The following is a 19,317-nucleotide window of genomic DNA, read 5'->3' on the forward strand; positions in this document are numbered from 1 at the left end:
TCAGACTTCCTCGAAGCGGATCGGAAGCGCGCCCTTCCATAGCACGCTCTTGCCCAGCGTCGCGAGATTCTCCAGCCCCGAGGTCACGGTGATGAAGTGATTGCCGGCGAGCTGGCCCATCTTGCTCGCGAAGCTCACGCCGCCATAGGCCATCAGGATCTCGGTCTCACTGATCCCGCCGGGATAAAGGATGATCTGGCCGGGCGCGGGATAGCTCGTGTGGTTCTCGTAGCCGACGCCGAAGTCGAGATCGCCGAGCGGCATCCACACCGCCTCGCCGCTCCAGCGCACATGGATGATGTGGCTCTCGAACGGCAACGCTTTGCGGAACGCAGCGACGGTCTTGGGTGCCAGCTGCTCCTCGAAGCGAGCATCGAAGGTGTAATCGCCGGTGCGGATAACGAGTTTGCTCATCTCATCTCTCTGGATCGGGGGCGGTGGCCCCACGGGGAACTTTCAAGCAAAGAGCATTCCAGAGGACTTCGCGCAAGGGGCGCGGCCCGTCACCTGCGGTCGTAGGACCAGCCGAGAATGCCGCTCCGCCGCACCTCCGGCTCCGGCTCGGCGGCGGGCACGGGCGCCTCCTTCAGTTCCGCCTGCGGTGGGGGCGCGGGCGGCGCCGGCAGGTTCTCGCATTTCATGGAATAGACCAGCTTGCCATCCGCGGTGCGTCCGATCGGCGCGCAGGGGTCCAGATGCGCCGCCGAGGTTTTGGGAGCCAACTTGACTTGCGCCGCGGCCGGTGAGGCAATCAGGAGAAGGATCAGCAGATATTTCGACATCGTTGTCGCTCAAAATCTCAATTCACCCCATTCAACCGGATTGCGGGGGGCAAGTCCATCGGCCCCAAAGGGCCAATTGCCGAATATTTAGCCGAGACCAAAAAACTTGCTCGCCCCAACGTGATGGCAGCGCTGCTGATCGTGATCCGGGCGCTGCTGATATTCGGTAGGGCGTGTCGCCATGTCAGCCGCGACGACGAACACATTTCTCACAACCGGGACGTCGTCACGGGAGAAACAAAAATGCAAAAGACCTTCACCATTCTCGGCGCCGCGCTGATTGCCGCCGTCACCATCCAGGCCGCAGCAGCGAGCGACCGCCACCACACCCGCAAGGCGCAGCCTGCCCCCATCAGCCAATCGGTGCGCGACTCCAACGCCGCCGTCTGGCCGTCGCAACCGACCGAGCCGGACTATTCGCGCTACATGAACGGCGCGCTGTCGGCGCCGGCGGGACGTTGAGGTGAAATTGGGAATGTTGCGGGCCTAGCTTCGCGACACGACTGCGAAGCGGCAAACTAAAACGGGTGGGTTCGCTTTCGCGAACTCACCCCTGGCAATACCTGAGAAGCTGTCCGGCCCGACGGCCGCATCCGAACTCAACGGTCGAAATTGCCGCAGACGGCCGAGGGGCCTCCGCCGGCACAATAGCCCCCAGGGATGTAAGGGCCCGAAGGACGGTTCGGCCCCCGGTAATAGTTGGAACCGCCGTAATTGGCTGGACCACCGTAATAGCCTGGGCCCCGATCGTAATAATAACGATCCTCGTAATAATCGCGGCGCCGGCTCTCAGCGATCGCACCTCCGATGATGCCAGCCGCCGCACCCATGACGGCAAGAGCCGCGGCGTTTGATCCGCGACGATTGTAGCGGCGCTTGGCGGCGCTGAAATCGGTGGCATCGCGCGATGCAGCCGGGCTTGCCGCTGCGGACTTGGTTGCCGGAGCGGTCGACGCTGCAGCCGAAGGCGATGCGGAAGCCGCAACCAGGGCGAAGCTAGCGAATGCGGCCAGCAAGGTGGTGGAATTGGCGGGTCGATCGCTCATATCAACGTCCTCTGTTCTCGCCGAAGCGACATGTGCAAACAATACATAATGCGCAAACCACTGAAATGCTTGCATGATCGCGGCAATCTGCCGCGCTTTGAACGATTGTAAACCCAACATCCAGATCGAGCTTGATCCATTCAACCTGAGCGGTTAGTGAACGGCCGCGCCGTTTTTCGGTCGCCGTAAGCGTTTCACGTGAACCAACGCATCAACCGACGTCGTCGGGATCGATGCCAATTTCAGGGTTCAACGTGACTGACGCGTCTTTTTCCTTAAGAGAAATCAAATGAATGCGGTTCGCAAACTGCCGGCGCGCTATGCGCCGATCGTGATGCCATTGGTGCTGTCCATCCTCATGACAGCCGTGGTGTCGGTTATTTCAACACTCAAAAGCCTCGGCGCAACGCCGGCGTTTCTAGCGACATGGCCGGGCGCCTGGGCGCTCTCATGGCTCGTTGCTTTTCCAACTCTGCTCGTGGTGCTGCCGATGGTCCGCCGAATCGTCGCCTGCCTCGTCGCAGTCCCTCCTCAACCAGGCCGATAGCCGGCGCGGACGGCGGTGCAAAGAGCCCGCCGTCCCGCTTCCAGATTGCCCAACACCTTGGATCAAACTTCCACACTTCCATCTGCACCCGTCGCGTTGTTGCGACATCCACCGCTACTGCTCTACATTGCTTCGCGAACCCTGTCGGAGTTCTCCTATCAGGTCGCGACCGTCGCGGTGGGCTGGCAGATCTATGCGCTGACCGGCAGCGCGTTCTATCTCGGCCTTGCGGGCCTGGTGCAGTTCATTCCGAGCGCACTGCTCGTCTTCGTCGCCGGCCACGCCGCCGACCGCTACGACCGTCGGCGCATCGTCCAGCTCTGCGAACTCGTGCAAGGCCTCGCCGCCGGTTATCTCGGCGCGCGGATGCTGGCCGGGACGCTCACCGTGGCGGAGATCTTCGCCGTGCTCGCGATCTTTGGCCTCGCCGGCGCATTCGAAAGCCCGGCCTCGTCCGCGCTGCTGCCGGCGGTCGCGCCGGACGGCATGCTGCAACGAGCGACGGCGCTTGCGACCGGCGCCTGGCAGGTCGCGACCATCGGCGGCCCTGCCGTCGGCGGGCTCGCTTACGCACTGTCACCAAGTGCGCCATTCGTGCTGATGGCGGTGCTATCGCTGATCGCGTGCGGCCTCAGCGGCCTGATCCGGGTCGCGCGCGTTGCGGCCTCCGAGCACGAGGGTCTCAACGGCCTGTTCGCCGGCCTGCACTTCGTCCGCAGCAATCCCGCGATCCTCGGCACGATCTCGCTCGACCTGTTCGCGGTCCTGCTCGGCGGCGCCACCGCGCTGCTGCCGATCTATGCCAAGGACATCCTGCAGGCTGGTCCCTGGGCGCTCGGCGTGATGCGCGCGGCGCCCGCGGTCGGCGCGCTGTGCATGACCGCGATCATCGCACGCCATCCCATCGCGCGCCGTGCGGGCTTGCGGATGTTTCAGGCTGTCATCGCCTTCGGGCTCGCAACCATCGTGTTCGCGCTGTCGCGGAACATCTGGCTCTCGGTCATCGCGCTCGCCGCGATGGGTGCGGCCGACACGATCAGCGTCGTCGTCCGCGTCGCGCTGGTGCAGCTTGCGACGCCGGATGCGATGCGCGGCCGCGTCGGTGCCGTCAACTTCCTCTTCATCAACGCCTCCAACCAGCTCGGCGAGTTCGAGAGCGGCATGGCGGCAGCCCTGCTCGGCGCGATGCCGGCAGCCGCGCTCGGCGGCCTCGGCACCATCGCGATCGCGCTGCTGTGGATGAAGCTGTTTCCCGTGCTGCGCGAGGTGGACCAGCTCGAATAAACCACCGGACCTCTAGGCCCTGTAACTCCAATACTTTCGGAGTGCGTCACCTGCGGCCTGGAGGTCGAAGCGCTGGTCCGGCCCAAGTTGCTGCGCGATCAAATTGAACATGTCGTTCAGGATCGAGCGCTTCTCGCCGAAATAGGAATGGTGCAGGCCGATCAGGCTGGTGTCGACCAGCGACGCATCGATCGTATCGATGCCGTCGACGACCGTCAGTGCCTCACCGGCCTCTCCCGCCCTTGGATAGCCGTGCACGAATTTCGAGGCCAGCAGCGCGACGTCGCGTGACGAGGCATAGAGCGTGACGCGCGCGGCACAGCCCTTGAATTTCGCGGCGAGCTGGACGAAGCGATCGCGATCGATGTCAGGCGCGGCAAAAATGACCTGACCGAGTTTTGCGGCACTGGCCGATAGCTGCCAGGACGTAACGCGCTCAAGCGTGTTGATCACCGCGCGGTTGCCCATGCTGTGGGCGATGATGTGAACCTTGCCGGCACCGATCTCGTTGAGCGCGAGTTGGAGAAACGCCTCGAAATGATCGCGCGACCAATCAATCGTGCTCTCGTCCACGGTGTACTTCTTCGTGTCACCCGCCGACGCCCAGCTATACAGCAGCGTCCTGCCGGCGAATTTCAAATCCACTGAAAGCTGCCCGGCCCGCCGCGCCGCATCCTCGAACGTCACGTTGTAGCCGTGCACGAAGATCAGGACGTCGCGCTGGTCCGCCGCCGCAAGCGAGTCCTTCAGGCTCGTGACGAAGACGTCCCGGCCAAGCGCCCCGACGCTTTTGAGGATCACATGCTTTTGCGGATTGGCCGAGAGTTCGAAGTGCCACCAGCTTGGAGCGGTCAGCGCGCCGAGCTCGCGGCCGCGCGTTGGCACGCTGACCTCCGCGATCCCGAATGCAAGCGTGCCGCGCGCGCCGCCAAAATAGTTCGCCGGCGTGTCGTCACCCCGAGCGCGGTCGGTGCCGTAGAAGACGGGGATGGTGACAACACCGGTCGCCTCATCCGTGCTCGGCCGGACGATGTCGGGGACCACAAGCGGCGAAACCCGGCCGCGCCGGGTCACAGTCTCCTTGACGACAGTGGGCGCTGACTTTGCCATGGCCTGCTCGACGAGTTCCATGGCCGGCGCCTCCGCGAGCAGCCGCACGACCAACAGGTCGAGCGCCTGGCGAAGCTGATCCGGATCATCGCCACGACCCGCACGAGCGGCCAGCTCCAGCAATTCGTCGCCGTAAGGGGGCCATTTATCGCCCAGCCGATCCTTCAACCGGGGCCCGAGTTCGAGCAAGGCAAGCAACAGGCGAAGCGTGTCCGACATCGCACGTCCCTCGTCGCTGAATGCGGCCAGGCGGCAGCCTGATCGTCCGCCCCTAGCCTAGAGGTTGTGAACGATCTGGCAAGTCCGCTGCACGTGCCAGCGTCAACTTGCCCGGGGCGCGATCCCTACGACAGCGCGCCCAGCACGCCGCGCGTGGCCTTGTCGATCTCCTCGACGTAGCGGCGGCGGGCGGTGGTCTCGGTCAGGAAGCCGACCACCTTGCGGCTGTCGGTGGAATCGACCACCGCCAGCATCTCGGCCTCCGCCTCATCGAACACCGCCATCGCCGACTTCACGTTCATTTCCGGGATCAGCACGATGTCGGTCAGGCGCGCGAGCTCGATGATCTGGATGTCGTCAGCGATGGTGTCGAGGTCGCTGGAGAACAGGTCGGGCAGCAGGACGAGGCCGACATATTCGTCCGCATTGTTGACGATAACGATGCCGGGCCGCGATCCCAGCGGAAACTCGCTCCGCACGGCGGCGATCGTCGTGGTCGACGGCACCTTGCCGACGTCGGAGCGCATCAGCCGCTCGACGGTGAGGTTGCGCAGCCAGCCGACGTCATTGGCGCTGCGGATGGTCTCGCCGCGCAGATGCAGACGCCAGGTCGAGAAGGAATGGCCGAACATGAAGCGGACGCAGATCGAGGTCACGATGCAGCCGGCGAGCACCACGGCGGTGACGTCGACATTGCGGGTCATCTCGAGCACGAGGAACGACATGGTCAAGGGACCGCCGACGATGGCGACACCGAGCGTCGCCATGCCGGTCAGCATCGCCACCAGCGGATCGATCACGAATTCCGGGCTGATGAGCAACAGCACCGCGGCAAAGAACTTTCCGATCAAGCTGCCGACGAACAGCGAGGCAAAGAACAATCCGCCGCGGAACCCGGACGCGAGCGAGATCAGGCAGGCCGTCACCTTCAGGGCGATGATCAGCGCGATCAGACCGATGGTCAGGTCGTGAAACAGATCGAGCACCATGGCGCCGTGGCCGGCCGCGAGCACCTGCGGTGTAACGATGGCAAAGCCGCCGACGATGAGGCCGCCGATCACCGGGCGCAGCCACACCGGCAGCCATTTGAACAGCCGCTCGAACATCGAGGACGAGCGCATCACCGCGATGCCGACGCCGCTGGTGACGAGCGCAAGCCCGATCAACGCCAGATATTGCTCGATGCCGACGGCGCTGACCTTGGGTATTTCGATGGAGTACGGCGCACCGCCGAGCCATTGCGCGGTCAGCGCGCCGGCGAGCGAGGCAGCCAGGATCGGCGCGGCGCTGCCGACCGAGTAGACGCCGACAATCAATTCACAGGCGTAGAACGCGCCGGTGATCGGCGCGCCGAACGCCGCCGCGATCGCAGCAGCAGCACCGCAGCCAACGATCAGCCGCTGGTCGTTGCGGCGGAGATTGAAGAACTTGCCGAACAGCGAGGCGATGCCCGAGCCGATCTGGGTATAGCCGGCCTCGAGGCCGACCGAGGCGCCGCAGCCGTTGGAGATCAACGTCTGGCTCGACACCACCACGCTGTCGCGCATCGACAAATTTCCGCCGCGCAGCGCGTTGGCCTCGATCGGGTCGACGGCGCTGGAGATCTTCATCCGCCGCCGCGACCATTCCATGATGCCGAGCGCCAACCCGCCGAGCGCGGGCGCGAGTAGCGCCGCCCAGGGGCTGACCCGGGCGTTGGCAGACAGGCGTACGTCGACGGGAATGCCGTAGATCACCATATGGGCAATCTGCGCGATCTCGGCCATCAGCGTCACGATCGCGCCGGCAAGCGTGCCGATCACGAGCGCCAGCGGGATCAGGTAGAACTCGTTGCTGCGCAACAGCGCGCGCAGCCGAACCATGACGCGGTTCGATCCCTTGCGATCGACGATATGTCTGATCCGCGCGAACACCGCCTGCCCTAACCTTCCGACATGCCGTAGCCGGCCATGCGCTGGCGGACCCGTTCGATCTCGGCGCTCGCGAGCTCCGGCGGTTTGCCGATCTGGAGACAGCCGTGATATTGCCGCGCCAGCGTCTCGACCTCGACGGCGAGCCACATCGCCTTGTCGAGCGTCTTGCCGATCGCGATCATGCCGTGATGGTCGAGCAGGCAGGCGAGCCGGCCCTCCAGCGCCCGCACCGCATGCTCGGACAGTTCCACCGTGCCGAAGGTCGCATAGGGCGCGCAGCGGATGCTGTCGCCGCCGGCGGCCGCGATCATGTAATGCACCGGCGGGATGTCCATGCCCATGATCGCCAGGATGGTGCAATAAGTCGGATGGGCGTGGACGACAGCGTTAACGTCATCGCGCGCCTTCAGGATATCGCGGTGGAAGCGCCACTCGCTCGACGGCTTCTGGCTGGGGGCGTGCGAGCCCTCCATCGCCATGAACACGATCTGGTCGGGCGTCATGGCGTCATAGGGCACGCTGGTCGGTGTGATCAGGAGCCCATTTCCAAAACGCACGCTGATATTGCCAGAGGTGCCCTGATTGATGCCGAGCGCATTCATGCGGCGACAGGCGTCGATGATGGCCTGCCTCTTGTCGAGCTCGTCCGCTGTCATCGACATCTCGAATTCCTGGCGATGCGCAATCCCCTGGAGGGGAAGTACGTCAAAGCAATGCGGCAGTGCAAGAGAAAGCGGGCCGGATCGCGGCCGCCTCCCTGATGCTCCCGGAGTACCAGTAAATATCCCGTAAAATCAACAAATTAACGGATTATCGCAGCCCTATGACAGGCTTGCCCGGACAGCCGCGATTCCGTTGATCACGAACTGCACCGAATAGGCGGCGAGCAGCATGCCGAGCACGCGCGAGAGTACCGCATTGCCGGTGCGCCCAAGCGTCCGCGCGATCAGGCCCGCGGAGACAAAGGAGAGCATGCAGAGAAGGCAGACCGCGAGGACGACGGCGATGATGATGGCGAGCCTCGCCCCGTAGCCGGCATCGCCCGTCAGCAGCAGGGTGGTCGCGATCGCGCCGGGGCCGGCCATCATGGGAATGGCCAGCGGAAACACCGCGACGTCGGAGGCATGCTCCGCGGTCGCCTTGTCGGCCTCGCGCGCCTCGCGATGCGGGCGGTCGCCGAAGATCATCTGGTAGGACACGCCAAACAACAGGAGCCCGCCGGCGATCTGGAACGCGGGGATGCCGATCCCGAGCTGGCGCAACAGCCAGTTTCCGGCCAGCGCGATCACAACCAGGATCGAGGCCGCAATCATCGGGGCGCGCAGCGCGACCGTCCGCTTGACCTTGTCGGGCATGCCTCCGGTCGCGGCGAGAAAGGCCGGCGCGAGGCCGACGGGATCGACGACCAGCAGCAGTGTCACGAAAGCGGACAGGGCGAAGTCGAGCATGCGGATGGGTCTCGCGCGAGGTGCAGCCGCAATCCATAACGGCTCGACACGGCCTTCGCGAGGAACATTTGCCCTCGCCGAGTCTTGGTCGCGCGAGGATTGAGGACGGGATCGCCTTCCCGTGCCCCTCAAGAGGAGGATTTATGGCTAAACAAGCAAAGAAGCGAACAACCAAAAAGACCGCAGCACGCCGCACGCGTCAGGCCCCGAAGCTGCTGAGCGACCTGTTTCTGGAGACGCTGAAGGACATCTATTACGCCGAGAACAAGATCATCAAGACCCTGCCGAAGATGGCCAAGGCGGCTCACTCCAAGCAGCTCTCTGCAGCCTTCACCAAGCACCTGCGCGAGACGCAGGGCCAGGTCAAACGTCTCGACCAGATCTTCAAGATGCTGGGCAAGCCGGCGCGCGGCAAGCCCTGCGAAGCGATCAACGGCATCACCGATGAGGGTGCCGAGATCATGAAGGACTTCAAGAACGCCCCTGCCCTCGACGCCGGCCTGCTCGCTGCCGCGCAAGCCGTCGAGCATTACGAGATCTCCCGCTATGGCACACTTCGCACCTGGGCCGAGGAGCTCGGCATGCCGGACGCGGCAAGACTGCTCCAGGCGACGCTGGACGAGGAAGAGGCGACCGATCACACGCTGACCGAGCTCGCCACCTCCGTGATCAATCTCGAAGCGGAAGACGAGTACCGCGCCGCGGCCTGATTGCCCGCCCGAGACACGGCGCCGCGGAACTCTCCGCGGCGCCGAACTGTTTGCAAGGGCCTCCTCTGGTTCGAGGGCCAGGCATGCTCTGAATGCGCGATGCTGGATTTCCGGGGAACCATCCCCATATGCTGTTTTTCCAATCGCAGCGCCTTCCCCCGAGTTTTGTCATGCAACCCAAAAATCCCCTCGACTGGATGCTGTCCGAAGCCCTGGACTCGCTGACCCGCGCCGACCGGATGCGGCAGCAGTTCGGCCGTCAGGAAGCCTGCTGGGAGCCGCCGATCGACGTGCTCGAGACCGAGCATGAGCTTCTGATCCTGGTCGCGCTTCCCGGCGTCAATCCCGACAATGTCGAGACGGTGATCCATGACGGCGTGCTCGTCATCTCCGGCCAGCGCACGCTGCCGCCGGAGCTTCGCAACGCCCGCATCCACCGGCTCGAACTGCCGCAGGGCCGCTTCGAGCGGCGCATCGCGCTTCCCATCGGCCGCTACGCCATCAGCCGCTTCGTGATGGACGGCTGCGTCGCACTGCGCCTCGCCAAATCCTGAGGTCGATCATGGCCACCGAACAAATGAATACCGCACAGACCAATTCCCAGAACAATTCTGACGTGAAGATTCCCGAAGACGCGCTGATCATCATCCCCGTGCGCGAGATGGTGCTGTTCCCCGGCGCCATCGCGCCGATCGCGATCGCGCGGCCGAAGTCGGTTGCCGCCGCACAGCAGGCGCTGCGCGAGCAGCGGCCGATCGGCATCGTCCTGCAACGTAGCCCCGAGACCGAAGAGCCGGGTCCGGACGACCTCTATCGCGTTGCGACCATCGCCAACATCGTGCGCTACATCACCGCGCCCGACGGCACCCATCACATTGTCTGCCAGGGCGTGCAGCGCGCGCGCATCCTCGACTTCCTGCCGGGGACGCCGTTCCCGGTGGCGCGCTTCCAGCAGATTCCGGAGCCGACCACGAGTTCGCCCGAGATCGAGGCGCGCGCGCTGAACTTGCAGCGCCAGGCGATCGAGGCGATCGAGCTGCTGCCGCAGGCGCCGCCCGAGCTGGTCGCGATGTTCCAGAGCACCACCGCGCCCGGCACGCTGGCGGATCTGGCGACCTCGTTCATGGACATCAAGCCGCAGGACAAGCAGGAGGTGCTGGAGACCATCGACCTCGCCTTGCGCGTTGAGAAGGTGTCGAAGCATCTGGCCGAGCGGCTGGAGGTGCTGCGCATCTCGAACGAAATCGGCCAGAAGACCCGCGCCAGCTTCGACGAGCGGCAGCGCGAGGCGATCCTGCGCGAGCAGATGGCGACCATCCAGCGCCAGCTCGGCGAAGGCGACGGCAAGGCGGCCGAGGTCGCCGAGCTGACGGCTGCGATCGCCAAGGCCAAGATGCCGCCGGAGGCGGACTCGCATGCGAAGAAGGAGCTGCGCCGCTATGAGCGCATGCCGGAAGCCGCAGGCGAAGCCGGTATGGTCCGCACATATTTGGACTGGCTGATCGAGTTGCCCTGGGCGCTGCCCGAGGAGAAGCCGATCGACATCAAGGAGGCGCGCCGCATCCTCGATGCCGACCATTTCGGCCTGGAGAAGATCAAGACCCGGATCATCGAATATCTGGCGGTGCGCAAGCTCGCCCCGCAGGGCAAGGCGCCGATCCTGTGCTTTGTCGGCCCGCCCGGCGTCGGCAAGACCTCGCTCGGCCAATCCATCGCCCGCGCGATGGATCGCCCCTTCGTGCGCGTCAGCCTCGGTGGCGTGCACGACGAGGCCGAGATCCGCGGCCACCGGCGCACCTATATCGGCGCGCTGCCCGGCAACATCATCCAGGGCATCAAGAAGGCAGGCACGCGAAACTGCGTCATGATGCTGGACGAGATCGACAAGATGGGCCGCGGCGTGCAGGGCGATCCATCGGCTGCGATGCTGGAGGTGCTCGACCCCGAGCAGAACGGGACGTTCCGGGACAACTATCTCGGCGTGCCCTTCGACCTGTCGCGCGTGGTGTTCATCGCGACCGCCAACATGCTGGACCAGATTCCGGGTCCGCTGTTGGACCGCATGGAGCTGATCAGCCTGGCCGGCTACACCCAGGAGGAGAAGCTCGAGATCGCGCGGCGCTATCTGGTACGGCGGCAGCTCGAGGCCAACGGCCTGGCCGCCGAGCAGGCCGAGATCGAGCCGGAGGCGCTGAAGCTGGTCGTCAAGGGCTACACCCGCGAGGCCGGCGTGCGCAATCTGGAGCGCGAGATCGGCAAGCTGTTCCGGCATGCCGCAGTGCAGGTCGCCGAAGGCACGGCTTCGAAAGTTGTCGTGACGCCGAAGGACATCACCACCGTGCTCGGCCAGCCGCGCTTCGAGGGTGAGATTGCGCAGCGCACCAGCGTTCCCGGCGTGGCCACCGGCCTTGCCTGGACCCCGGTCGGCGGTGACATCCTGTTCATCGAGGCCACGCGGGTGCCCGGCAGGGGCAATTTGATCCTGACCGGCCAGCTCGGCGACGTCATGCGCGAGAGCGTGCAGGCTGCGCTGACGCTGGTGAAGAGCCGCGCCACGCAGATCGGCATCGATCCGTCGCTGTTCGAGAAGAGCGACATCCACGTTCACGTGCCGGCGGGTGCGACCCCGAAGGACGGACCGAGCGCGGGCGTTGCGATGTTCACGGCGCTGACGTCGCTGCTGACCAATCGTACGGTGCGCAGCGACACCGCGATGACCGGCGAGATCTCACTGCGTGGTTTGGTGCTCCCCGTGGGCGGCATCAAGGAGAAGGTGGTGGCGGCTGCCGCCGCCGGATTGAAGCGGGTGATGCTGCCGGCGCGCAACAAGCGGGACTACGACGACATCCCGCAAAGCGCGCGGGACAACCTCGAATTCATCTGGCTCGAGCGCGTCGACGAAGCCATCGCCGCAGTGCTCGAACCGGCCGAGGCCAAAGTCGAAGCGGCGGAGTGATGCGATGAGCGGATTGTTGGAAAGAGCAAAGAGATCGCGGAGAGCGCAGCGGTTACGCCAGTTGCTCGATCGCGCGGTCGATCGGGTTCGCGATGCGCTTGCAGCACCGGAGCCGCGGCTTCAGCCGGTCCCGGTTCGGGTGAAGCGCCGCAAGGGCTGATCCCCTCCGTATCAGCCCTCGCGATCACTCAACACAAAAGGCCCCCTCTCACGAGGGGGCCTTCTTTATCAGGCCACAGCGTCCTTGGCGGCCTTGACCGGGCGGGCGCGGACGATCTTCCGGGCCGGCTTGGCCTTGAACATCATCTCTTCACCCGTGAACGGGTTGGTGCCCTTGCGCGCCTTGGTCGCGGGCTTCTTGATGACCACGAACTTGGCGAAGCCCGGCACCAGGAACAGGCCGTTCTTCTTCAGCTCCTTGTGGCCGACGTCGGTCAGCGTCTCCATGACGCTCTTGACGTCACGCTTGGAAAGCTCGGTGCTGGTCGCGATCTTTTCGATCAGCTGCGATTTGGACATTTGGGTTGGCATCGTGTCTCCTCTGATTCGTTGCCGGTTGCATATTAGACCAACCGTTGAAGGCCTATAGCCTTCTGTACAGTTTTGTCGCGGTTTTACGGGCTTTTTTGGCCCCCTGTGGCAAAAAACCCTGCTTTTTAGCTACTTCCTGAGCGGAAGGCGCCTGGGTCAGCGGATTTTGCCTTGTTTCAAAGGCCCGCAAGCAGCCTTGCTAATGCTGATTCGATGCTTTCGACAAGCGACGACCGGCCTCTTTGTGCGAGGCCGGTCGCGATTCACCCTAGAAAATAAGGCTAGACGCGCTCGATGATGACGGCTGGCGCCATGCCGCCGGCGGCGCACATTGTTACGAGACCGCGCTTGAGGCCGCGCCGTTCGAGCTCGTCGAGCACAGTGCCGATCAGGATCGAGCCGGTCGCGCCGATGGGATGGCCGAGCGCGATCGAGCCGCCATTGACGTTGACCTTGGCGCGATCGAGCTTGAGATCGCGGATGTATTTTTCCGCCACCACCGCAAAGGCCTCGTTGATCTCGAACAGGTCGATGTCGTCGATGGTGAGGCCAGCTTTCGCCAGCACCTTGCGCGTGGCCGGCACCGGCGCGTTCAGCATCAGGGTCGGCGAGTCCCCCATATTCGCCATCGCGACGACACGGGCACGCGGCTTGAGGCCATGCGCCTTGGCGTAAGCGGGCGAGGCCAGCAGGATCGCGGCGGCACCGTCGACGACGCCGGACGAATTGCCGGCGTGGTGCATGAAGTCGATCTTGAGGTCCGGATATTGCTGGAGAATGAGACCGCGATAGGTCGTCCCCTTGTCGTCGAGCGCATAGTCGGCGATGGCGGGGAATGCCGGCTTCAGGCTGCTCAACCCTTCCATCGTGGTCTGCGGCCGCGGATACTCCTCGTGGTCGAGCGCGAGGCTGCCGTCCTCGCGATGGACGGGCACGAGGCTCTTCTTGAAGTGGCCGCCGGCAATCGCTTGCGCGGCGCGCTTCTGGCTTTCGAGCCCGAGCGCATCGACATCCTGCCGCGTGATGCCTTCCATGGTCGCGATCGCGTCGGCGCAGACGCCCTGATGCGACTGCGGATGCCGCGCACGCAGGCGCAGATTGCCGCTGTCCATCATCATCGGACCGCCGCCGCGACGTCCTTCCATCGACATCATCTCGCAGCCGCCGGCGATGACGAGGTCTTCCGCGCCCGCCATGATCGAGGCCGCCGCCATGTTGACGCTGGTGATGCCGGAGCCGCAGAAGCGGTCGAGCGTCACCGCGCTGGCGCGCACGTCGTAGCCGGCATCGAGCGCCGACATCCGCCCGAGATCACCGCCTTGGGTCGCGACCTGCGCGCTGCAGCCCCAGACGATGTCGTCGACGTCAGCAGTGTTGATGCCGGTGCGGTCGGCCAGCGCGCGCAGCACGGTGGCGCCGAGTTGCTGCGGATGAATGCCGGAGAGAGCTCCCTTGCCGGCCTTGCCGACGCCCCGCGGGGTACGGCAGGCATCGATGATCAGCGCGTCAGCCATTGGCGTTGTCCTCTTTTTTATGGATGTTGAGGCCGTTGTGAATCAGGGGGACAGCGGAGTCAATGCGCGGTGGCGGACACCCTGTTTGCAAAAAACGCGAAAACAACCCCATGCACAGTAGAAATGCAGGTGCTGGATGGTGCATCGTCCGTTTGCGAAGCGATTGACTCGTCGGGCAAAACAGGAGCAACAATTGATGATCGCCGGGATATCAGCCGCGACCCGATAGGCTAACGGTGGACGTGCGGCCGCCTGGGTTCGTCGGCCGACGGCGCCACATCCGCAACTTCGACGCGCGGCGCGACCGGCGCAGCGGCGCCAGGCTCCGGAAAATTCAGGACGATGGTCTGCTGGTCGCGCGCGAACATCGCCTCGCGGCCCTGCACCGCGCGCAATCTCCAGCCCTGATATTCTTCGCCTAATCTTAAACGCAGGGCAGCCTTGGAGGTCTGGTCGACGAAAATACCGAAGCTTCGCTCGCCGCCGATGACGGTGCCGACCAGCGAAAGCTGCGGAGGATGCTCCTCCTGCGCCGGCTTCGGCGGTGGCTTCGCGACCGCGACCTGAACAACCGCGACTGGCGGTGGCCGTCGCGACGGCGAAAATATTGGACGCTCGCGCGTATTGCTGAGGATCTCAAACGGGATCGCCCACAGCGGATTGGCGCTTCGCGCGCGCCCGCCCGGCTGTGCGGCAGGCGCGCTCAGCACCCGCACGGAAGCCGTGGTGGGGACCTCGAGCGATGGCGCGGCCAAAACACCGGCGCCACGCGCCGCTTCATCATCGAAGCTGTCCGCGGTCAGCGCCGCATTCGAGGCGAGAACGCAGAGTGCGAACACCAGGAACAGAAACCAAGTCAGCTTCGGCATCGTTGCCCACCCCGTCATCCAGCGCGCCCGTGCCGATATCACCGAGCTGCAGATGCTGAAAGAAAATACTGATCGCCTTTCAACCAAGTCAGAGTTCCATCGACTGCGAGCGTGCGTGTCATCGTCGTGTAAACAACCTGTCAGAGAGCAGGTGATACAAAACTACTCGCGTCGATACGACGCAGCGATCGTCATTCCCTTGTCATTCCTCGGTGAAGCGGGATCCGGGTCTGTCTATGATTGATTCCGAAGCGCGCTCACTTGGTTGGCTTGGTCGGATCAGCCGAAGTCGATCGACACGACGATGGTCGGTCGTTGTCGTGGCCTGGTTCGCAATGTTGGGGCTTGGAGCGATCAGCTTCGTGGCCTTGCTCGGAACCAGCGGATTTACTCAGCCCTCACAACCGCAACACGAAGCCTGTCAGCGGCCGACGTCCGGAAGCGCCATACGGGAACCGCAGGACCTTCGCAGCCACGACGGGATCCTGCAGGTCGATCTGGCCATTCACAACAGCAAGCAGCCGGACGGCTCGACCCGTTACTGTTACCTGACGCCCGATGGGGAGATGTCACCGACATTGCGGGTCAAGCCGGGCGATCTGCTGATCGTGCGCTTCAAGAATGATCTGACCGAGCTTGCACCGGCACGCCCCGCTGCGGATCAGCCGCAAGCGTTGCCGTTCCCGGCGCCGTTGTGTGTGTCGAAAAAGATCTCGGATCCGTGCGGCAGCGACGCCATGCGACCGACCTCAGCCAATCTGCACTTTCACGGGCTGACGGCACCGCCGGTATGCCATCAGGACGACGTGTTGAAGACCTCGATCCAGCCGGACGATCCGCCGTTCGAATATCGGTTGCGCATTCCCGCCGACGAGCCGCCCGGAGTCTATTGGTATCACCCGCACATTCACGGCTACAGCAAGGCGCAGGTGCTCGGCGGGGCGTCAGGCGCTCTGATCATCGAGGGCGTCGAGCGGGCTGCTCCGGAACTGGCTGACCTCCCCGAGCGGGTGTTGGTGATCCGCGACCTAGACCTCTTGAACCCCGACGCACCGCCCGCAAAATCCGAGCCGATCGTCCCGAAAAATCAGCTCGACAGTGACGGTGACACCACCAACAACGGCACCGGCTTCGGCAGGCCGGCGAAAGACCTCTCAGTCAACTTCGTGCCGGTGCCTTATCCCGATTATCCGCCGGCATCGCTAGAGATGAAGCCGGGCGAGCGACAGCTGTGGCGCGTACTCAACGCCTCGGCGATCACCTATCTGAATCTCGCGGTCGTGTTCCGGCGCGCGCCGCAACCGCTCGGCATCGTCGCCATCGATGGCGTGCCGATCCATTTCAACGGCAGCCCGGCGCCAGCGGTCGAGTGGGTCAATCGCATCGGCGTGCCGCCCGGTTCCCGCGTCGAATTCATCGTCGAAGGTCCGCCGCTCGGCGTACCGGCGCTGCTCGTGACGCGAACGGTCGATACCGGGCCGGCCGGTGAAAACGATCCCAACCGCGCGCTCCTGTCGATCACGGCCGCGGCCGATGCGCCCGAACCGCAATCGAGGCTGCCGGCAAATCCGCAGCCGCTGCCATCAGCCGTTCGCCCCTGGATCGGAGACGTTGCGCCCGCGCGCGTCAGGAAACTGTACTTCTCCGAGCAACCGACCAATCCGGACGATCCCAACAGCCCGGTGACGTTCTACATCACCGTGGATGGCGAAAAGCCAAAACCGTTCGATGCGGGTTCCGACATTGCGGACATCGTCGTCAAGCAAGGCGACGTCGAGGACTGGATCATCGAGAACCGCTCGACGGAATTGCACGACTTCCACACCCACCAGCTTCACTTCGAGCTGCGCGAATGGTCGGGCATGCAGGTCAACGAGCCGTTCGTACGCGATACAGTCAACGTCCCCGATTACAACGGCCACATGCTGCAATATCCGAGCGTGCGGCTGCGCATGGATTTTCGCGACCCGAACATCGTCGGCACCTTCGTCTACCACTGCCACCTCCTCGAGCATGAGGACAACGGCATGATGGGACGAATCCGCGTCGAGCCGGCCGGCACCACCGTTTCCACCAAGTCGTCAGGTCAACAACTTTACCAAGGGAGCGCAGAATGAGCCGAAACAAGCGTAAGTCACGTCTACTGAATAGTTGCCGCATCGGGTTAAGTGCACTGGCGATGGGGCAATTCTGCATGAGCCCGGTGCTTGCCGGCGGCGCGCCGACCTCCGCCGATCACTACACGCGGTCGCCGATCAAGCACGTCATCGTCATCATCGGCGAGAACCGCAGCTTCGACCACGTGTTCGCTACCTACGTGCCGAAGGAGCACCGGAACAGCGTCGACAACCTGCTCTCCAGGGGCATCATCAAGCTCGACGCCAACAAGAATGCGGTTCCAGGCCCCAATTTCGAACAGGCGCATCAGCTGGCTGCAAAGGACATCGGTTCAAAGGACGCGTTTCTGATGAGCCCGCCAAAGCAGACTTTTCCCAACGACCAGCTGCCGGCCCCGCTGGTCGGCGGGCCCCAGGTCTCCTACATCCCCAACAAGTGCGGCAGCACGCCGATCGCGCAGTGCCAGGCGAGCCTGACGCTCGCGCAGCAATCGGAAACCGGCTTGGACCCGAGCTACTATCCTTCACTGTTGACCGGTGGCACCGGCCAGACCTCGAAGACACCGGACCAGCGCATCACCGCAGTCAACAGCCTGCCGGCCGGGCCGTTTCAGCTGACCAACGGCAACACGTTCCTCTACGAGAGCTACGCCGCGAGCCCGGTGCATCGCTTCTACCAGATGTGGCAGCAATTGAATTGCGCCAAGGGCGCCGGCAGTCGGGACAATCCCTCGGGCTGCACCGGCAACCTGTTCGCCTGGGTCGAAGTGACCGTCGGTGCCGGTGCCAACGGCGCTGCGCAGCCCGAGACCTTCAGCACCCAATATGCGCCGGGCGCAGTGACCACGGGAGAAGGTTCGACCGCGCTCGGCTTCTACAATGTGCAAAAGGGTGACGCGCCCTATTTCACGAGCCTGGCGGACAGGTACGCGATGAGCGACAACTTCCACCAATCCGTCAATGGCGGCACCGGCGCCAACCACGTCATGTTCGGTCATGCCGACATGATCTGGTTCAGCAACTCCGACGGCAAGCCGGCGGCGCCGCCGAACGGGGTGCAGGTCTTCGGCGGCACCCCCGATGCCGGTATCGTCCACATGATCGAAAACCCCAATCCGGCGTCCGACACCAACAACTGGTACACCGAGGATGGTTACGGCAGCAGCTTCAACTCCGGCTATCCGCCCCCGTTCTCTGTCTCGCCCGCCTCCGGCGGCGGATCGTACAGCGACTGCTCCGATCTCAACCAGCCCGGCGTCAAGCCGATCCGGGACTATCTCCAGTCACTGCCTCGCCCGATTGATCCCCACTGCGAGCCCGGCCACTATTATCTGCTGAACAACTATAATCCGGGCTGGTTCGGCAACGGCAAGAACGCCTACATCGACCACAATCCGTCCAATACGCCCTTCACCATTCCGCCGTCGTCGACCCGCAGCATCGGCGACCTCCTCAACGACAAGAATGTTTCGTGGAAGTACTACGGCGACCAGTGGGACAATTACGTCGACGATCCGTACCAGCTCAATTGGGGTGCGGCGGGCCCGACCGCGGATGAATACTGCAACATCTGCAATCCGTTCCAGTACGACACGTCCATCATGTCGCATCCGGACCAGGTTGCCGAGCACCTGCACGACTCGACGAAACTGTACGCGGATATTTCCGCTCGCACCCTGCCTGCAGTCTCGATCGTCAAGCCGAGCGGCTTCGTCGATGGCCACCCGGCGTCCTCCAAGCTCGATCTGTTCGAAGGCTTCACCAAGAAGATCGTCGATCAGGTCCAGGCTTCGCCCTACGCGCGGGACACCGCCATCTTCATCACCTTCGACGAAGGCGGCGGCTACTACGACTCGGGCTACGTGCAGCCGCTCGACTTCTTCGGCGACGGCACCCGCATCCCGCTGATCGTGGTTTCGCCGTTAGTAAAGCCGGGCCATATCTCGCACGACTACGCGGATCACGTCTCGATCATCAAATTCATCGAGCGTAATTGGCAGCTGCCGACCATAACGCATCGCAGTCGCGACAACTTCCCGAACCCGGTCGCCGAGTTCCGCAATCCCTATGTTCCCCTGAACAGCCCGGCGATCAGCGATCTCTTCGACTTCTTCGAGTTCGCGGACCACGGAGAGCCGGGATTCCCGGGCTTCCCGGGGCATTAGTCAGCCGGCGATCCCAAACCGGTTATCGAATAATGATAGCGGCCGCCCTCCACGGGCGGCCGTTGTTTCTTGGGGATCAACTAACCGATCGACGGCAACGGGGAGA

19 protein-coding genes are annotated in these 19,317 nt (G+C 64.1%); 9 read left to right on the plus strand and 10 right to left on the minus strand.

Annotated features, from left to right (window positions below; all coding sequences use genetic code 11):
• Together UP06_RS26995 and UP06_RS27000 are read right to left on the minus strand one after the other, a co-directional pair.
• A complete protein-coding gene (locus tag UP06_RS26995; protein ID WP_045006717.1) occupies positions 1-414 on the minus strand; it encodes a DUF3830 family protein in 414 nt (137 codons plus the stop codon).
• Between the two features lie 89 nt (positions 415-503).
• Positions 504-782: a hypothetical protein gene (locus UP06_RS27000; protein ID WP_045006718.1), complete on the minus strand. Its 279-nt coding sequence runs from the start codon at positions 780-782 to the stop codon at positions 504-506.
• Between the two features lie 123 nt (positions 783-905).
• On the opposite strand from UP06_RS27000, the gene UP06_RS42215 reads away from it, so the two are divergent.
• Complete coding sequence (locus tag UP06_RS42215; protein ID WP_245305553.1) at positions 906-1,244, plus strand: hypothetical protein; 339 nt, start codon at positions 906-908, stop codon at positions 1,242-1,244.
• 137 nt (positions 1,245-1,381) lie between these two features.
• Here the strand turns inward: UP06_RS42215 and UP06_RS27010 are convergent, their stop codons facing one another.
• Positions 1,382-1,948, minus strand: coding sequence for a hypothetical protein (locus tag UP06_RS27010; protein ID WP_502691323.1), 567 nt, complete (start codon positions 1,946-1,948; stop codon positions 1,382-1,384).
• 169 nt (positions 1,949-2,117) lie between these two features.
• On the opposite strand from UP06_RS27010, the gene UP06_RS27015 reads away from it, so the two are divergent.
• The gene (locus UP06_RS27015) at positions 2,118-2,375 is read left to right on the plus strand and encodes a DUF2798 domain-containing protein (protein ID WP_045006719.1); all 258 of its coding nucleotides are present in this window, start codon (positions 2,118-2,120) and stop codon (positions 2,373-2,375) included.
• 96 nt (positions 2,376-2,471) lie between these two features.
• Positions 2,472-3,659 carry an MFS transporter gene (locus UP06_RS27020; protein ID WP_245305554.1) on the plus strand — a complete coding sequence of 396 codons (1,188 nt, stop codon included), beginning with the start codon at positions 2,472-2,474 and terminating at the stop codon, positions 3,657-3,659.
• A gap of 12 nt (positions 3,660-3,671) precedes the next feature.
• Here the strand turns inward: UP06_RS27020 and UP06_RS40230 are convergent, their stop codons facing one another.
• The 4 genes from UP06_RS40230 to UP06_RS27040 form a co-directional block, all read right to left on the minus strand.
• Positions 3,672-4,988 carry an alpha/beta hydrolase gene (locus UP06_RS40230; RefSeq protein WP_050032079.1) on the minus strand — a complete coding sequence of 439 codons (1,317 nt, stop codon included), beginning with the start codon at positions 4,986-4,988 and terminating at the stop codon, positions 3,672-3,674.
• A gap of 125 nt (positions 4,989-5,113) precedes the next feature.
• A complete protein-coding gene (locus tag UP06_RS27030; protein ID WP_045006721.1) occupies positions 5,114-6,901 on the minus strand; it encodes a chloride channel protein in 1,788 nt (595 codons plus the stop codon).
• Between the two features lie 8 nt (positions 6,902-6,909).
• Entirely contained in the window at positions 6,910-7,563 is a 654-nt protein-coding gene (locus UP06_RS27035) for a class II aldolase/adducin family protein (protein ID WP_197087392.1), read from the minus strand.
• A 159-nt stretch (positions 7,564-7,722) separates the two neighbouring features.
• Positions 7,723-8,349: a MarC family protein gene (locus UP06_RS27040; protein WP_045006722.1), complete on the minus strand. Its 627-nt coding sequence runs from the start codon at positions 8,347-8,349 to the stop codon at positions 7,723-7,725.
• 143 nt (positions 8,350-8,492) lie between these two features.
• Here UP06_RS27040 and UP06_RS27045 point away from each other — a divergent pair, with 143 nt between their 5' ends.
• From UP06_RS27045 to lon, 3 genes are all read left to right on the plus strand, one after another.
• Positions 8,493-9,059, plus strand: a complete 567-nt coding sequence (locus tag UP06_RS27045) for a YciE/YciF ferroxidase family protein (protein ID WP_045006723.1) — start codon at positions 8,493-8,495, stop codon at positions 9,057-9,059.
• Between the two features lie 170 nt (positions 9,060-9,229).
• Entirely contained in the window at positions 9,230-9,613 is a 384-nt protein-coding gene (locus UP06_RS27050) for an Hsp20/alpha crystallin family protein (protein ID WP_045006890.1), read from the plus strand.
• A gap of 8 nt (positions 9,614-9,621) precedes the next feature.
• Entirely contained in the window at positions 9,622-12,015 is a 2,394-nt protein-coding gene (gene lon, locus UP06_RS27055) for an endopeptidase La (protein WP_045006724.1), read from the plus strand.
• Between the two features lie 228 nt (positions 12,016-12,243).
• Here the strand turns inward: lon and UP06_RS27060 are convergent, their stop codons facing one another.
• Together UP06_RS27060 and UP06_RS27065 are read right to left on the minus strand one after the other, a co-directional pair.
• Entirely contained in the window at positions 12,244-12,546 is a 303-nt protein-coding gene (locus UP06_RS27060; RefSeq protein ID WP_045006725.1) for an HU family DNA-binding protein, read from the minus strand.
• 281 nt (positions 12,547-12,827) lie between these two features.
• The gene (locus UP06_RS27065) at positions 12,828-14,060 is read right to left on the minus strand and encodes an acetyl-CoA C-acetyltransferase (RefSeq protein ID WP_045006726.1); all 1,233 of its coding nucleotides are present in this window, start codon (positions 14,058-14,060) and stop codon (positions 12,828-12,830) included.
• A 69-nt stretch (positions 14,061-14,129) separates the two neighbouring features.
• On the opposite strand from UP06_RS27065, the gene UP06_RS41075 reads away from it, so the two are divergent.
• Entirely contained in the window at positions 14,130-14,294 is a 165-nt protein-coding gene (locus tag UP06_RS41075) for a hypothetical protein (RefSeq protein WP_156163252.1), read from the plus strand.
• Here UP06_RS41075 and UP06_RS27070 read toward each other — a convergent pair.
• Positions 14,291-14,929, minus strand: coding sequence for a hypothetical protein (locus UP06_RS27070; protein WP_050032081.1), 639 nt, complete (start codon positions 14,927-14,929; stop codon positions 14,291-14,293). The two genes, UP06_RS41075 and UP06_RS27070, sit on opposite strands and share 4 nt — an antisense overlap.
• 566 nt (positions 14,930-15,495) lie before the next feature.
• On the opposite strand from UP06_RS27070, the gene UP06_RS27075 reads away from it, so the two are divergent.
• Positions 15,496-17,046 carry a multicopper oxidase family protein gene (locus tag UP06_RS27075; protein ID WP_197087399.1) on the plus strand — a complete coding sequence of 517 codons (1,551 nt, stop codon included), beginning with the start codon at positions 15,496-15,498 and terminating at the stop codon, positions 17,044-17,046.
• Positions 17,043-19,211, plus strand: a complete 2,169-nt coding sequence (locus UP06_RS27080; protein WP_045006727.1) for an alkaline phosphatase family protein — start codon at positions 17,043-17,045, stop codon at positions 19,209-19,211. Before UP06_RS27075 ends, UP06_RS27080 begins: the two co-directional genes overlap by 4 nt.
• The last annotated feature ends 106 nt before the right edge of the window (positions 19,212-19,317 follow it).

The organism is Bradyrhizobium sp. LTSP857 (assembly GCF_000938285.1).
Taxonomy (GTDB): Bacteria; Pseudomonadota; Alphaproteobacteria; order Rhizobiales; family Xanthobacteraceae; genus Bradyrhizobium.

What these genes read in the sequence shown, in the direction of transcription:
- UP06_RS27070 (WP_050032081.1), bottom strand. Translation starts at nt 14,929, where the DNA reads ATGCCGAAGCTGACTTGGTTTCTGTTCCTGGTGTTCGCACTCTGCGTT.
- UP06_RS27060 (WP_045006725.1), bottom strand. Translation starts at nt 12,546, where the DNA reads ATGCCAACCCAAATGTCCAAATCGCAGCTGATCGAAAAGATCGCGACC.
- UP06_RS42215 (WP_245305553.1), top strand. Translation starts at nt 906, where the DNA reads ATGGCAGCGCTGCTGATCGTGATCCGGGCGCTGCTGATATTCGGTAGG.
- UP06_RS27065 (WP_045006726.1), bottom strand. Translation starts at nt 14,060, where the DNA reads ATGGCTGACGCGCTGATCATCGATGCCTGCCGTACCCCGCGGGGCGTC.
- UP06_RS27050 (WP_045006890.1), top strand. Translation starts at nt 9,230, where the DNA reads ATGCAACCCAAAAATCCCCTCGACTGGATGCTGTCCGAAGCCCTGGAC.
- lon (WP_045006724.1), top strand. Translation starts at nt 9,622, where the DNA reads ATGGCCACCGAACAAATGAATACCGCACAGACCAATTCCCAGAACAAT.
- UP06_RS27015 (WP_045006719.1), top strand. Translation starts at nt 2,118, where the DNA reads ATGAATGCGGTTCGCAAACTGCCGGCGCGCTATGCGCCGATCGTGATG.
- UP06_RS27035 (WP_197087392.1), bottom strand. Translation starts at nt 7,563, where the DNA reads ATGTCGATGACAGCGGACGAGCTCGACAAGAGGCAGGCCATCATCGAC.
- UP06_RS27010 (WP_502691323.1), bottom strand. Translation starts at nt 1,948, where the DNA reads ATGTTGGGTTTACAATCGTTCAAAGCGCGGCAGATTGCCGCGATCATG.
- UP06_RS40230 (WP_050032079.1), bottom strand. Translation starts at nt 4,988, where the DNA reads ATGTCGGACACGCTTCGCCTGTTGCTTGCCTTGCTCGAACTCGGGCCC.
- UP06_RS27045 (WP_045006723.1), top strand. Translation starts at nt 8,493, where the DNA reads ATGGCTAAACAAGCAAAGAAGCGAACAACCAAAAAGACCGCAGCACGC.
- UP06_RS27000 (WP_045006718.1), bottom strand. Translation starts at nt 782, where the DNA reads ATGTCGAAATATCTGCTGATCCTTCTCCTGATTGCCTCACCGGCCGCG.
- UP06_RS27080 (WP_045006727.1), top strand. Translation starts at nt 17,043, where the DNA reads ATGAGCCGAAACAAGCGTAAGTCACGTCTACTGAATAGTTGCCGCATC.
- UP06_RS27075 (WP_197087399.1), top strand. Translation starts at nt 15,496, where the DNA reads ATGTCACCGACATTGCGGGTCAAGCCGGGCGATCTGCTGATCGTGCGC.
- UP06_RS26995 (WP_045006717.1), bottom strand. Translation starts at nt 414, where the DNA reads ATGAGCAAACTCGTTATCCGCACCGGCGATTACACCTTCGATGCTCGC.
- UP06_RS27040 (WP_045006722.1), bottom strand. Translation starts at nt 8,349, where the DNA reads ATGCTCGACTTCGCCCTGTCCGCTTTCGTGACACTGCTGCTGGTCGTC.